At 73.2% G+C, this 14,100-nt stretch carries 11 protein-coding genes; all 11 read left to right on the plus strand.

What is annotated here, in order from left to right:
* Positions 1-45: 45 nt before the first annotated feature.
* The 11 genes from carA (at position 46) to ABZT87_RS16935 (ending at position 13,927) form a co-directional block, all read left to right on the plus strand.
* Positions 46-1,227 (plus strand): glutamine-hydrolyzing carbamoyl-phosphate synthase small subunit, encoded by a 1,182-nt coding sequence (gene carA, locus ABZT87_RS16885; protein WP_355136396.1) that lies wholly within the window; start codon positions 46-48, stop codon positions 1,225-1,227.
* Positions 1,220-4,567 carry a carbamoyl-phosphate synthase large subunit gene (carB, locus tag ABZT87_RS16890; protein ID WP_355136398.1) on the plus strand — a complete coding sequence of 1,116 codons (3,348 nt, stop codon included), beginning with the start codon at positions 1,220-1,222 and terminating at the stop codon, positions 4,565-4,567. Before carA ends, carB begins: the two co-directional genes overlap by 8 nt.
* Positions 4,564-5,622, plus strand: coding sequence for a quinone-dependent dihydroorotate dehydrogenase (locus ABZT87_RS16895; protein ID WP_355136400.1), 1,059 nt, complete (start codon positions 4,564-4,566; stop codon positions 5,620-5,622). The genes carB and ABZT87_RS16895 overlap by 4 nt, the downstream gene beginning before the upstream one ends.
* A 214-nt stretch (positions 5,623-5,836) precedes the next feature.
* On the plus strand, positions 5,837-7,111 hold the full coding sequence (locus tag ABZT87_RS16900; protein WP_355136402.1) for an adenosylmethionine--8-amino-7-oxononanoate transaminase: 1,275 nt from the start codon (positions 5,837-5,839) through the stop codon (positions 7,109-7,111).
* Positions 7,112-7,176: 65 nt separating this feature from the next.
* A complete protein-coding gene (gene pyrF, locus ABZT87_RS16905; RefSeq protein WP_354862960.1) occupies positions 7,177-8,013 on the plus strand; it encodes an orotidine-5'-phosphate decarboxylase in 837 nt (278 codons plus the stop codon).
* Positions 8,014-8,191: 178 nt separating this feature from the next.
* Positions 8,192-8,509 (plus strand): integration host factor, actinobacterial type, encoded by a 318-nt coding sequence (gene mihF, locus ABZT87_RS16910; protein ID WP_007458370.1) that lies wholly within the window; start codon positions 8,192-8,194, stop codon positions 8,507-8,509.
* 25 nt (positions 8,510-8,534) lie between these two features.
* Positions 8,535-9,068, plus strand: coding sequence for a guanylate kinase (locus ABZT87_RS16915; protein ID WP_354862959.1), 534 nt, complete (start codon positions 8,535-8,537; stop codon positions 9,066-9,068).
* Between the two features lie 64 nt (positions 9,069-9,132).
* Positions 9,133-9,396, plus strand: a complete 264-nt coding sequence (rpoZ, locus tag ABZT87_RS16920; RefSeq protein WP_007075826.1) for a DNA-directed RNA polymerase subunit omega — start codon at positions 9,133-9,135, stop codon at positions 9,394-9,396.
* A 14-nt stretch (positions 9,397-9,410) separates the two neighbouring features.
* Complete coding sequence (gene coaBC, locus ABZT87_RS16925) at positions 9,411-10,619, plus strand: bifunctional phosphopantothenoylcysteine decarboxylase/phosphopantothenate--cysteine ligase CoaBC (RefSeq protein ID WP_355136404.1); 1,209 nt, start codon at positions 9,411-9,413, stop codon at positions 10,617-10,619.
* Positions 10,620-10,706: 87 nt separating this feature from the next.
* Positions 10,707-11,900: a methionine adenosyltransferase gene (metK, locus tag ABZT87_RS16930; RefSeq protein WP_354862956.1), complete on the plus strand. Its 1,194-nt coding sequence runs from the start codon at positions 10,707-10,709 to the stop codon at positions 11,898-11,900.
* Positions 11,901-11,959: 59 nt separating this feature from the next.
* On the plus strand, positions 11,960-13,927 hold the full coding sequence (locus tag ABZT87_RS16935) for a primosomal protein N' (RefSeq protein ID WP_355136406.1): 1,968 nt from the start codon (positions 11,960-11,962) through the stop codon (positions 13,925-13,927).
* The last annotated feature ends 173 nt before the right edge of the window (positions 13,928-14,100 follow it).

Genomic DNA, 14,100 nt, shown 5'->3' on the forward strand with positions numbered 1-14,100 from the left:
TGCAGCGAAGCGGAGTCCCGCAGTCGCGAACGAAAGGCCGGCACAGTGACCCGTAGACGTTCCGCGATCCTCGTCCTCGAGGACGGGCGCACGTTCCCCGGCGAGGCGTACGGCAGCGTCGGTGAGACCTTCGGCGAGGCGGTCTTCAACACCGGCATGACCGGTTACCAGGAGACGCTTACCGATCCGTCCTACCACCGGCAGGTGGTGGTGCAGACCGCGCCGCACATCGGCAACACCGGCGTCAACGGCGAGGACGACGAGTCCGGCCGGATCTGGGTGGCCGGCTACGTCGTCCGCGACCCGGCCCGGATCGGCTCGAACTGGCGGGCCACCGGCAGCCTGGAGGACCGCCTCGCCACCGAGGGTGTGGTGGGCATCAGCGGCGTGGACACCCGTGCGTTGACCCGGCACCTGCGCGAGCGGGGCGCCATGCGGGTGGGCATCTCCAGCGTCGAGAAGGACCCGCAGAGCCTGCTGGCCCGGGTCCGGCAGTCACCGCAGATGGTCGGCGCGGACCTGTCCGCCGAGGTGACCACCGCCCAGCCGTACGTCGTCGAGGCGCTCGGCGAGCACCGGTTCACCGTGGCGGCGCTGGACCTGGGCATCAAGCGCAACGTGCCGCGCCGACTGGCCGCGCGCGGGGTGACCACCCACGTGCTGCCGGCCTCGTCGAGCATCGAGGACCTGCTGGCCACCGGCGCCGACGCGATCTTCCTGTCGCCCGGCCCCGGCGACCCGGCGACGGCCGACGGCCCGGTGGCGCTGGCCCGGGAGGCGCTGCGGCGGGAGGTGCCGCTGTTCGGCATCTGCTTCGGCAGCCAGATCCTCGGCCGGGCGCTCGGCTTCGGCACCTACAAGCTGGGCTACGGCCACCGGGGGATCAACCAGCCGGTGCTCGACCGGGCCACCGGCAAGGTCGAGGTGACCAGCCACAACCACGGCTTCGCGGTCCGGGTGCCCGGTGCGGGGCAGGGCGCGGTGGTTCCCGACCAGGTGATCGACACCGACTTCGGCGGGGTGCGGGTGTCGCACGTCTGCCTCAATGACAACGTGGTCGAGGGGCTGCGGGCCGTGGACGTCCCCGCCTTCACCGTGCAGTACCACCCGGAGGCGGCGGCCGGCCCGCACGACGCCGACTACCTCTTCGACCGATTCGCCGAGTTGATCGAGGGTCGGCAGCCCGGCGAGGGCCGGATCCACAGTGAGGGGCGCAGCAATGCCTAAGCGGACCGATCTCAAGCACATCCTCGTGATCGGCTCCGGGCCGATCGTCATCGGGCAGGCCTGCGAGTTCGACTACTCCGGCACGCAGGCGTGCCGGGTGCTGCGCAGCGAGGGCATCCGGGTCAGCCTGGTCAACTCCAACCCCGCCACGATCATGACGGACCCCGAGTTCGCCGACGCCACGTACGTCGAGCCGATCACCCCGGAGTTCGTGGAGCTGGTCATCGCCAAGGAGCGCCCGGACGCGATCCTGGCCACCCTCGGCGGCCAGACCGCGCTGAACACGGCCGTCGCCCTGCACGAGGCCGGCGTCCTGGACAAGTACGGCGTCGAGCTGATCGGCGCGAACATCGACGCCATCAACCGGGGCGAGGACCGCCAGCTGTTCAAGGAGATCGTGGCGAAGGCCGGCGTACGCCTGGGCGTCGACGACCCGGCCGGGCTGGTGCCCCGCTCCCGGGTGTGCCACTCCATGGACGAGGTCGAGGCGACAGTCGCCGAGCTGGGCCTGCCGGTGGTGATCCGGCCGTCGTTCACCATGGGTGGCCTGGGCTCCGGCATGGCGCACACCCCGGAGGACCTGGCCCGCATCGCCGGCGACGGCCTGACCGCCAGCCCGGTGCACGAGGTGCTCATCGAGGAGAGCGTGCTCGGCTGGAAGGAGTACGAGCTGGAGCTGATGCGCGACCGGCACGACAACGTGGTGGTCGTCTGCTCGATCGAGAACCTGGACCCGATGGGCGTGCACACCGGCGACAGCGTCACCGTGGCCCCGGCCATGACGCTCACCGACCGGGAGTACCAGCGCCTGCGCGACCTGGGCATCGCGGTGCTGCGCGAGGTCGGGGTGGACACCGGCGGCTGCAACATCCAGTTCGCGGTCAACCCGGTCGACGGCCGGATCGTCGTGATCGAGATGAACCCCCGGGTATCGCGCTCCTCGGCGCTGGCGTCCAAGGCGACCGGCTTCCCGATCGCGAAGATCGCCGCGAAGCTGGCCATCGGCTACACGCTCGACGAGATCCCCAACGACATCACCCTGAAGACCCCGGCGGCGTTCGAGCCGACCCTCGACTACGTGGTGGTGAAGATCCCCCGGTTCGCGTTCGAGAAGTTCCCCGGCGCGGACCCGGAGCTGACCACCACCATGAAGTCGGTGGGCGAGGCGATGAGCCTCGGGCGCAACTTCACCGAGGCGCTGAACAAGGCGATGCGCTCAATGGAAACCAAGGCCGCCGGCTTCTGGACGCAGCCCGACCCGGCCGACGCGACGCGGGAGAACACCCTCACCGCGCTGCGCATCCCGCACGACGGCCGGCTCTACACGGTGGAGCGGGCGCTGCGCCTCGGCGCGTCGATCGCCGAGGTCGCCGAGGCGTCCGGCGGGATCGACCCCTGGTTCCTGGACCAGATCGCCGCGCTGATCGAGCTGCGCGCCGAGATCGTCGACGCGCCGGTGCTCGACGTCGAGCTGCTGCGTCGCGCCAAGCGGGCCGGCCTGTCCGACCGGCAGCTCGCCGCGCTGCGTCCGGAGCTGGCGGCCGAGGACGGCGTACGGACCCTGCGCCACCGCCTCGACGTGCGCCCGGTCTACAAGACCGTGGACACCTGCGCGGCCGAGTTCGAGGCCACCACCCCCTACCACTACTCCACCTACGACCTGGAGACCGAGGTCGTGCCGTCGGGCCGGCCGAAGGTGCTGATCCTGGGCTCCGGCCCGAACCGGATCGGGCAGGGCATCGAGTTCGACTACTCGTGCGTGCACGCGGTGCAGGCGCTGCGGTCGGCCGGTTACGAGACCGTCATGGTCAACTGCAACCCCGAGACGGTCTCCACCGACTACGACACGGCCGACCGGCTCTACTTCGAACCGCTGACCTTCGAGGACGTCCTGGAGGTCTGGCACGCGGAGGACTCCTCCGGCCGGGCGGCCGGCGGGCCGGGTGTGGTCGGCGTGGTCGTGCAGCTCGGCGGGCAGACCCCGCTGGGGTTGGCGCAGCGGCTCAAGAACGCCGGGGTGCCGATCGTCGGCACCTCCCCGGAGTCGATCCACCTGGCCGAGGAGCGGGGCGCGTTCGGCGCGGTGCTGGCCCGTGCCGGGCTGCGCGCGCCGGCGCACGGCATGGCCACGTCCTACGACGAGGCCAAGACGATCGCCGACGAGATCGGCTACCCGGTGCTGGTCCGACCGTCGTACGTGCTGGGCGGGCGGGGCATGGAGATCGTCTACGACGACCCGACGCTGCGCGACTACATCGGTCGGGCCACCGACATCTCCGGCGACCATCCGGTGCTGGTGGACCGGTTCCTCGACGACGCCATCGAGATCGACGTGGACGCCCTGTGCGACGCCGACGGCGCGGTCTACATCGGTGGCGTGATGGAGCACATCGAGGAGGCCGGGATCCACTCCGGCGACTCGTCCTGCGCGCTGCCGCCGATCACCCTCGCGGGGTCGCACCTGGCCGAGGTCCGCCGCTACACCGAGGCGATCGCCCGCGGTGTCGGCGTGCGCGGTCTGCTCAACGTGCAGTACGCGCTCAAGGACGACGTGCTCTACGTCCTGGAGGCCAACCCGCGCGCGTCGCGGACCGTGCCGTTCGTCTCGAAGGCGACGGCCGTTCCGCTGGCCAAGGCGGCCGCCCGGATCGCGCTCGGCGCGACCATCGCCGAGCTGCGCGCCGAGGGCCTGCTCCCGGCGATGGGCGACGGCGGCACGATGCCCGCCGACGCGCCGATCGCGGTCAAGGAGGCGGTGCTGCCGTTCAAGCGCTTCCGGACCCGGGCCGGCAAGGGGATCGACTCGCTGCTCGGGCCGGAGATGAAGTCGACCGGCGAGGTGATGGGCATCGACACCAACTTCGGGCACGCCTTCGCCAAGAGCCAGTCGGCCGCGTACGGGTCGCTGCCGACCGCCGGGAAGATCTTCGTGTCGGTGGCCAACCGGGACAAGCGCGGCATGATCTTCCCGATCAAGCGGCTGGCCGACCTGGGCTTCGAGATCGTCGCCACCACCGGCACGGCCGAGGTGCTGCGCCGGCACGGGATCGCCTGCGAGCAGATCCGCAAGCACTACGAGGCCGGCGAGGGGGAGGACGCGGTGTCGCTGATCCTCGGCGGCGACGTGGCCCTGGTGGTCAACACCCCGCAGGGCTCCGGCGCGAGCGCCCGCTCGGACGGCTACGAGATCCGCAGCGCCGCCGTCACCGCCGACATCCCCTGCATCACCACGGTTCCGGGCGCCGCGGCGGCGGTCATGGGCATCGAAGCGCGCATCCGGGGCGACATGCAGGTCCGCCCCCTGCAGGACCTGCACGCCACCCTCCGGGCGGCCCAGTGACCCTGTTCGAGCGGGTCGTGCGGCCGGGGTTGTTCCGCCTCGGCGGTGGCGACGCCGAGGCCGCGCACGAGTGGACGCTGCGGCGGTTGGCCGCGCTGTCCCGGCGTCCGGTGGCGTTGGCGGCCCTGCGGGCCCGCTACGCCGTCCAGGCGCCGCGCACGGTGTTCGGCGTGCGGTTCCCCAACCCGGTCGGGCTGGCCGCCGGCATGGACAAGGACGGCGCCGCGCTGGCGGCCTGGCCGGCGCTCGGCTTCGGCTTCGTCGAGGTCGGCACGGTGACGGCGCACGCCCAGCCGGGCAACCCCCGGCCACGGCTGTTCCGGCTGCCGGCCAGCGAGGCCGTGGTCAACCGGATGGGCTTCAACAACGCCGGGGCCGCCGCGCTGGCCGCCCGGCTGGACGCGCTGCCGCGCCCCATCGGGGTGCCGCTGGGGATCTCGCTGGGCAAGTCCAAGGTGACCCCGCTCGACGAGGCGGTCGAGGACTACCTCGCCTCGTACCGGGCGCTGCGTGGGCACGGCGACTACTTCGCGGTCAACGTGTCCTCGCCGAACACCCCGGGCCTGCGCTCGTTGCAGGACCGCGCGCATCTGGACGCCCTGCTGGCCGCGCTGGTGGGGGAGAAGCCGGTGCTGGTCAAGATCGCACCGGATCTCACCGAGGCGGCGATCGCCGAGCTGCTGGAGGTGTGCCTGGCCCGGGGCGCCGCCGGGGTGATCGCGACCAACACCACCCTGGCCCGCGACGGCCTGGCCCCGGCCGACTCCGAACGCGGCGCCGAGACCGGTGGTCTGTCCGGCCGGCCGCTGACCGGCCGCGCCCGGGACGTGGTCGCGTTCGTCCATCGGGAGACCGCCGGCGCCCTGCCGATCATCGGCGTCGGCGGGGTGCTGGACCCGGACGACGCGGCGCGGATGGTCGACGCCGGCGCCGCTCTGGTGCAGCTCTACACCGGCTTCATCTACCGGGGGCCGGCCCTGGTCCGCGCCGCCGTCCGTGCCGCCGCCCGCGCGGCGGCCACAGCGGGGGCGCCGGACCCGGTCGCCGGGCGTTGACCGGCCCGGGTCCGGTGCTGACCCCGCCCCGCGCCGCGCCGGCTCTGCGGCGGGGGTTCCACCCCCTCCGCGAGGCCTTTGCTCTGCTTCAACCCACGCAACGGCCGGCGTCCGATATCCGGACACCGGGCGTTGCGTCCGTTGAAGCAGAGCAAAGGATGAGAAGGAACGACCCGACCGGCGGCCTGACGACCGGCGCCTGGAAGGAGCACGCATGACGCCCGAGGAGATCCTGGCCACCGACCGGGCGCACGTCTGGCACCCGTACGCCGCGCTGCCACCGGCGAACCCGCCGTACGTGGTGCGCGGCGCCGAGGGCGTACGGCTGACCCTGGCCGACGGCCGGAAGTTGGTGGACGGCATGTCGTCCTGGTGGGCGGCGATCCACGGCTACCGGCACCCGGTGCTGGACGCGGCCGTGACCGACCAGCTCGGCAGGATGAGCCACGTGATGTTCGGCGGGCTGACCCACGAGCCTGCGGTGCAGCTCGCGCGGACCCTGGTCGAGCTGGCCCCGGAGGGTCTGGAGCAGGTGTTCCTGGCCGACTCCGGCTCGGTCAGCGTCGAGGTGGCGGTCAAGATGTGCCTGCAGTACCAGCGGGCCATCGGGCGGCCACAGCGGCGCCGGCTGGCGACCTGGCGGGGTGGCTACCACGGCGACACGTTCCACCCGATGAGCGTCTGCGACCCGGAGGGCGGGATGCACCACCTCTGGGGCGACGTGCTGCCCCGGCAGATCTTCGCCCCGGTGCCGCCCGGCGGCTTCACCGACCCGCCCGACGAGGCGTACGTGGCGGCGTTGGTGGACACCGTCGAGCGGCACGCCGACGAGCTGGCCGCGGTGATCGTCGAGCCTGTCGTCCAGGGCGCCGGCGGGATGCGGTTCCACCATCCGGGTTACCTGCGGGTGCTGCGCGAGGTGACCCGCGCGCACGGGGTGCTGCTGATCTTCGACGAGATCGCGACTGGGTTCGGCCGTACCGGCGCGATGTTCGCCGCCGAGCACGCCGGGGTGGCCCCGGACGTGATGTGCGTGGGCAAGGCGCTCACCGGGGGCTACCTGACCCTGGCCGCGACGCTGTGCACCGCCGAGATCGCCCGTGGCATCTCCGCCGACGGCGTGCTGGCCCACGGGCCCACCTTCATGGGCAACCCGCTGGCCTGCGCGGTCGCCAACGCCTCCATCGGGCTGCTGCGGGCCGGGGACTGGGCGGCGCAGGTGTCCAGGGTCGGCGCCGGCCTGCGCGCCGGCCTGGAGCCGCTGCGCGCCGCCCCGGGCGTGGCCGATGTGCGGGTGCTCGGGGCGATCGGGGTGGTCCAGCTCGACCACGAGGTCGACCTCGGCGCGGCCACCGCGGCGGCCGTCGAGCGGGGCGTCTGGCTGCGGCCGTTCCGCGACCTGATCTACACGATGCCGCCGTACGTCACCGACGACGCCGACCTGGCCCGTATCGCGGCCGGGGTGGCGGCGGCGGTGGCGGCCGGCTGAGCGGTCCCGGTCAACGAGTACGCACCGAGGCGGTCCGCCGCCCGGACGAGAAGGGAAGTGCACAGATGGAGAGCTTCGGCACCCGACTGCACCGGGCCGTCACCGAGCGCGGGCCGCTCTGTGTGGGCATCGACCCGCATCCCGGTCTGCTGGCCCGGTGGGGCCTCGCGGACGACGTCGACGGCCTCGACCGGTTCTCCCGGACCGTGGTGGACGCCCTCGGTGACCGGGTTGCGGTGGTCAAGCCTCAGTCGGCCTTTTTCGAGCGATTCGGATCCCGCGGTGTGGCGATCCTTGAGTCAACTATCCGACAGTTACGAGAAGCCGGTTCGCTCGTTCTTCTGGACGTCAAGCGTGGCGACATCGGCTCAACGGTCAGCGCGTACGCCTCCGCGTACCTTGATCCATCCAGCCCGCTGTATGTCGACGCGGTCACGGCCAGTCCCTACCTGGGAGTAGGTTCGCTGGCGCCGATGTTCGAGTTGGCCGCCCAGCACGGCGGCGGGGTCTTCGTGCTGGCCCTCACCTCGAACCCCGAGGGCGCGGCCGTGCAGCGGGCCCGTACGGCCGACGGGCGGACCGTCGCGCAGACCGTGATCGACGAGATTTCCCAGCTCAACCGGGGTGCGGACCCTCTCGGCAGCTTCGGTCTGGTGGTCGGCGCGACCATCGGTGACACCGGTCATGACCTCTCCGGCGTGGGGGGTCCGCTGCTCGCTCCAGGGCTCGGCGCGCAGGGTGCGGGTGCCGCCGATCTGCGTACCGTCTTCGGTTCCAGCCTCGCTTCGGTGCTCCCGTCGTACTCCCGGGAGGTCCTGTCGGCGGGACCGGACGCGGACGCCCTGCGGGCCGCCGCGGACCGGGTGGCGGGCGAGTGCCGGGCCGTTCTGGCTGCCCGGTGACTGACTGACGGCTCGGTCACTTTGCGATGATCATCGCGCGCCCACGTTGCCGAAAGCTCCGTTGACCGCTAGTTTTCCCCGCGCTGGGAACCACGGACCCCTTGGTTCACAGCGACACCACGTTTCACAGATGCGGCGGTGCGCCCCGCCCGCCGCGATAGGGACCTGAGGAGAACTGGTGCCGCTCCCGTCACTGACCCCCGAACAGCGCGCTGCCGCGCTCGAGAAGGCCGCGGAGATCCGCAAGGCCCGTGCCGAGCTGAAGGAGCAGCTCAAGCAGGGCAAGACCACCCTCGGTGCCGTCCTCGAGCGGGCCGAGAGCGACGACGTCGTGGGCAAGCTCAAGGTTTCGGCCGTCCTGCAGGCGATGCCGGGCATCGGCAAGATCCGGGCTACCCAGATCATGGAGAAGCTCAAGATCGCTGACAGCCGTCGCCTGCGTGGCCTCGGCGAGCAGCAGCGCAAGGCACTGCTTGGAGAGTTCGCCGCCAACTGAACCTGGCAGCGTGTAGAAACAAGCAGTGAGCACGGATGACGAGGCGCGCCCGGCGGCTCGGCTCACTGTCCTGGCTGGACCTTCGGGTTCCGGCAGGGAGAGTGTCGTCGAGCTCGTTCGGGCGCGTTTCCCGTCCGTGTGGATCCCGGTGCCGGCAACGACCAGGCCGCGCCGGGAACCGGAGGTGGACGGAGAGCAACGGGTCTTCCTCGCCCCGGCCGAGTTCGAACGCCGGGTGGCCACCGGAGACCTGCTGGAGTGGTCCCGGATCGGCGCGTACCACCGGGGCACCCTCGACCCGCCGCTGCGCGCCCGGCTCGACGCCGGGCAGCCGGTCCTGCTCCCGCTCGACGTCGCCGGGGCCCGGCTGGTGCGGGCGCGACTGCCCGCCGCGCGGCTGGTGCTGCTGATCCCGCCCGGGCACCGGCCCGACGCCGCCGTGGCCGCCGCCTTCGCGCACACCCTGACGCACGACCACACCGATCGGGTCGCCGACGAGCTGGTAGGCTTACTCGGTTCTTCTTATCCGGATCCGGCCTGGTCGCGTGTACGCGGCTGACGGCCGGCCGCCGTTGAGACTCAGCACCGCGTCCGCGCGGCTCGAAAGACGCAGAGGTTAATTCGTGGGATCCATCGCCAACCCCGAAGGCATCACCAACCCGCCGATCGACGAGCTCCTTGAGAAGACGACGTCGAAGTACGCGCTGGTCATCTTCGCCGCCAAGCGCGCGCGCCAGGTCAACGCCTACTACAGCCAGCTCGGTGAGGGCCTCCTGGAGTACGTCGGTCCGCTCGTCGAGACGACCCCGCAGGAGAAGCCCCTCTCCATCGCCATGCGCGAGATCAACGCGGGCCTGCTCACCGCTGAGCCGACCGACCAGCCGTAAGCCCGCACCCGTCGATGTCCGCCTCGATCGTCCTCGGGGTCGGCGGCGGCATCGCCGCCTACAAGGCGTGTGAGCTGCTGCGACTCTTCACCGAGTCGGGCCATCGGGTCCGGGTCGTGCCGACCGCGTCGGCGCTGAAGTTCGTCGGGGCTCCGACCTGGGCGGCGCTCTCCGGTCAACCGGTCGCCGACGACGTCTGGTCCGACGTGCACGAGGTGCCGCACGTCCGCCTCGGCAAGCAGGCCGACCTGGTGGTGGTCGCGCCGACCACCACCGACCTGCTGGCCAAGGCCGCCCACGGGCTCGCCGACGACCTGCTGACCAACACGCTGCTGACCGCCCGCTGCCCGGTCGTGCTGGCTCCGGCCATGCACACCGAGATGTGGGAGCATCCGGCCACCGTCGCCAACGTCGCCACGCTGCGGGCCCGGGGCGTGCGGGTCATCGAGCCGGCCGTCGGGCGGCTCACCGGCGTCGACACCGGCAAGGGCCGGCTACCCGACCCGGCGGAGATCTTCGCGGTCGCCCGCCAGGTCCTCGCTCGGGGCGTGTCCGCCCCCGCCGACCTGGCCGGCCGCCGGGTGGTGGTCACCGCCGGCGGCACCCGCGAGCCGCTGGACCCGGTCCGTTTCCTCGGCAACCGCTCCTCCGGCAAGCAGGGCTACGCCTTCGCCCGGTCGGCGGTCGCCCGGGGCGCGCGGGTCACGCTGATCGCGGCCAACGTCTCCCTCGCTGACCCCGCCGGGGTCGACCTGGTCCGCGTCGGCACGACCGCCGAGCTGCGCGAGGCGACCCTCACGGCCGCCGCCGAGGCCGACGCGGTCGTGATGGCGGCGGCTCCGGCCGATTTCCGACCGGCGACGTACGCGCCTGGCAAAATCAAGAAGTCGGACGACGGCGTCGCTCCCACCATCGAGCTCGTCACGAACCCGGACATCGCGGCGGAGCTCGGCCAGCGCAAGCGACCGGAGCAGGTGCTGGTGGTGTTCGCCGCCGAGACCGGCGACGCGGAGGCCAACGGCCGGGCGAAACTCGCCCGGAAGCGGGCCGACCTGATCGTGGTCAACGAGGTCGGTCCGGACCGGGTCTTCGGCGCCGACACCAACACGGTGACGGTCATCGGCGCGGACGGCTCGGTGAGCCGTCTGCCGGAGCAGGCCAAGGAGGCCGTGGCCGACACCGTGTGGGACCTCGTCGTGGCGCGGCTGGCCAACCGCTCCTGACGGGTGGAACAGCGCGCGACCGACCCCGACACCGGCCGCAGCGGTGACTAGACTGCCGCGGAACGACCTCACACGCTTAGGAGTGCCGTGACACGCCGCCTCTTCACGTCCGAATCGGTCACGGAAGGCCACCCGGACAAGATCGCCGACCAGATCAGCGACGGCATCCTCGATGCGCTGCTCGCCGAGGACCCGCACAGCCGGGTCGCGGTCGAGACCATGATCACCACCGGCCAGGTCCACATCGCCGGTGAGGTCACCACGAAGGCGTACGCCGACATCCCCACCATCGTCCGGCGCACCATCCTCGACATCGGCTACGACTCGTCGAAGAAGGGTTTCGACGGCGCGTCCTGCGGGGTCAGCGTCTCGATCGGCGCGCAGTCCGAGGACATCGCGCAGGGCGTGGACAACGCCTTCGAGCTGCGCACCGGTGCCTCGGAGAGCGCGCTGGACGCCCAGGGCGCCGGCGACCAGGGCATGATGTTCGGCTTCGCCTGTTCGGAGACCCCCGAGCTGATGCCGCTGCCCATCGCCCTGGCCCACCGGCTGGCCCGCCGGCTCGCCGCGGTGCGCAAGGACGGGACCATCCCGTACCTGCGCCCGGACGGCAAGACCCAGGTCACCATCGAGTACGAGGGGCTGCGCCCGGTCCGCCTGAACACCGTTGTGGTGTCCAGCCAGCACGCCGCGGACATCTCGCTGGAGTCGCTGCTCACCCCCGACGTGCGCGACTCCGTCATCGCGCCCGAGCTGGAGAGCCTCGGTCTGGACACCGACGGCTACCGGCTGCTGGTCAACCCGACCGGCCGGTTCGAGATCGGCGGCCCGATGGGTGACGCCGGCCTGACCGGCCGCAAGATCATCGTCGACACCTACGGCGGGTACGCCCGGCACGGCGGCGGCGCGTTCTCCGGCAAGGACCCGTCCAAGGTGGACCGCTCGGCCGCGTACGCGATGCGCTGGGTGGCCAAGAACGTGGTCGCCGCCGGCCTGGCCGAGCGGTGCGAGGCGCAGGTCGCCTACGCCATCGGCAAGGCGCACCCGGTGAGCCTGTTCATCGAGACGTTCGGCACCGAGACCGTGCCGGTGGCCTCGATCGAGAAGGCCGTCTCCGAGGTGTTCGACCTGCGCCCGGCCGCGATCATCCGGGACCTCAACCTGCTCCGCCCGATCTACCAGCAGACCGCCGCGTACGGCCACTTCGGCCGGGAGTTGCCGGACCTGTCGTGGGAGAGCACCGACCGGGCCGCCGACCTCAAGTCGGCCGCGGGAGCCTGACCGCCACCAGGCGTAGCGACCGGCGACCCGCGGACGGGTCGCCGGTCGCGCGCGTCTGCGTGGACGTCGCGCTGGCGCACCTGGACCGGCCGTTCGACTACCTGGTGCCGGCCGAACTCGACGACGTGGCGGTGCCCGGCACCCGGGTGAAGGTGCGCTTCGCGGGGCAGTTGGTCGACGGCTGGCTGCTGGCCCGGGCGGACGACTCCGGGCACACCGGCCGGCTCGCCTACCTGGAGAAGGTCGTCTCGCCCGAGCCGGTGCTGGCCCCCGAGATCGCCCGGTTGGCCCGGGCGGTCGCCGACCGGTACGCGGGCAACCTGGCCGACGTGCTCCGGCTCGCCGTGCCACCCCGGCACGCCCGGGTCGAGAAGGAACCCCACGACGAACAGCCCACCCCGACCCCCGAATCCGGCGCTGCCGGCGACGCGGTTGCCGCCGTCGTGCCGGGGGAGGCCGTCGGGCCGGGGGAGGCCGTCGACCCGAGAGGGTGGCGGGACTACCCGACCGGGCCGGCGCTGCTGCGGGCGCTCACCGACGGCCGGGCGCCCCGCGCGGTCTGGTCCGCGCTGCCCGGCGAGGACTGGGCCGCCCGCTACGCCGACGCGGTGGCCGCCACCGTCGCCGGTGGGCGGGGCGCCGTTGTCGTGGTGCCCGACGCCCGTGACCTCGACCGCCTCGACGCCGCGCTGACCGGCGTGCTGGGCCCGGGGCGGCACGTCAGCCTCTCCGCCGCCCTCGGGCCGGCCCGGCGCTACCGGGCGTTCCTCGCCGCCCGGCGCGGGCAGGTGCCGGTGGTCATCGGGACCCGGGCCGCGATGTTCGCCCCGGTGCCCCGGCTCGGTCTCGTCGCCGTCTGGGACGACGGGGACGACCTGCACTCCGAACCCCGGGCGCCCTATCCGCACGCCCGCGACGTGCTGCTCACCCGGGCGCAGCTCGGCGAGGCCGGCGCGCTGGTCGGCGGGTACGCCCGTACGGCCGAGGCACAACTGCTGCTGGAGACCGGCTGGGCCCGGGAGGTGGTCGCCGACCGGGCCACCGTGCGGGCGCGTATCCCGGCCATCGCGCCGACCGGTGACGACCCACAGCTCGCCCGTGATCCCGGTGCGGCCACCGCGCGGCTGCCCAGCCTCGCCTGGACGGCCGCCCGTGACGCCCTGCGGGCGGACCTGCCGGTGCTCGTGCAGGTGCCCCGGCGGGGCTACCTGCCCTCGGTCTCCTGCGCCGACTGTCGTACCCCGGCGCGCTGTGCGCACTGCGCCGGCCCGCTCGCGCTGCCGTCTGCCGGCGGCACCCCTGCCTGCCGGTGGTGCGCCCGGGTCGCCGCCGCGTATGCCTGCCCCCAGTGCGGCGGGCGGCGGCTGCGTGCCGCGGTGACCGGTGCCCGACGTACCGCCGAGGAGCTGGGTCGGGCCTTTCCCGACGTGCCGGTGCGGACCTCGGGACGGGAGGAGGTGCTGACCGACGTGCCCGGCGGTGCGGCGCTGGTGGTCGCCACCCCCGGCGCCGAGCCGGTCGCCGAAGGCGGCTACGGCGCGGTGCTGCTGCTCGACTCGTGGGCCCTGCTGACCCGGGCCGACCTGCGTGCCGGCGAGGAGGCGCTGCGCCGGTGGCTGGCCGCGACGGCCCTGGCCCGCCCGGCGCCGGCCGGCCGGGTGGTGGTGGTCGCCGACGGCGCGCTCGCCCCGGTGCAGGCGCTGCTGCGCTGGGACGCCGCCTGGTTCGCCGGCCGGGAACTGGCCGAGCGCCGCGAGCTGGGTTTCCCGCCGGCGGTGCGGATGGCCAGCGTCACCGGCCCGGCCGAGGCGGTGGCCGACCTGCTCGCCGCGGCCCGGCTGCCCGGCGACGCCGAGGTGCTCGGGCCGGTGCCGGCCGACGAGGGGCGCGAGCGGATGCTGGTCCGGGTGCCCCGGGCGCGGGCCGCCGCGCTCGCCGAGGCCCTGCACTCGGCCGCCGGGGTGCGCACCGCCCGCAAGGCCGCCGATCCGGTTCGTCTCCAGGTCGATCCGCTGAGCCTGTTCTGACCGTTTCCCCAGGGCGCGGCCGCTTTCCCGGGGGGCGCGGCCGGCGGGCGGAAGCCGGCCTGACGGGTGGCGCCCGCACACCGCGTCCGGCAAAGCGCTGGCGCCGAGGTGGTAGCATCGCCCGTCATGCTCGGTCGTACGACGGCCCCAGGTCACGGCACCGCCCGAAGGCG

Origin of the sequence: Micromonospora sp. NPDC005237, from assembly GCF_040607775.1 — a bacterium.
Taxonomy (GTDB): domain Bacteria; phylum Actinomycetota; class Actinomycetes; order Mycobacteriales; family Micromonosporaceae; genus Micromonospora.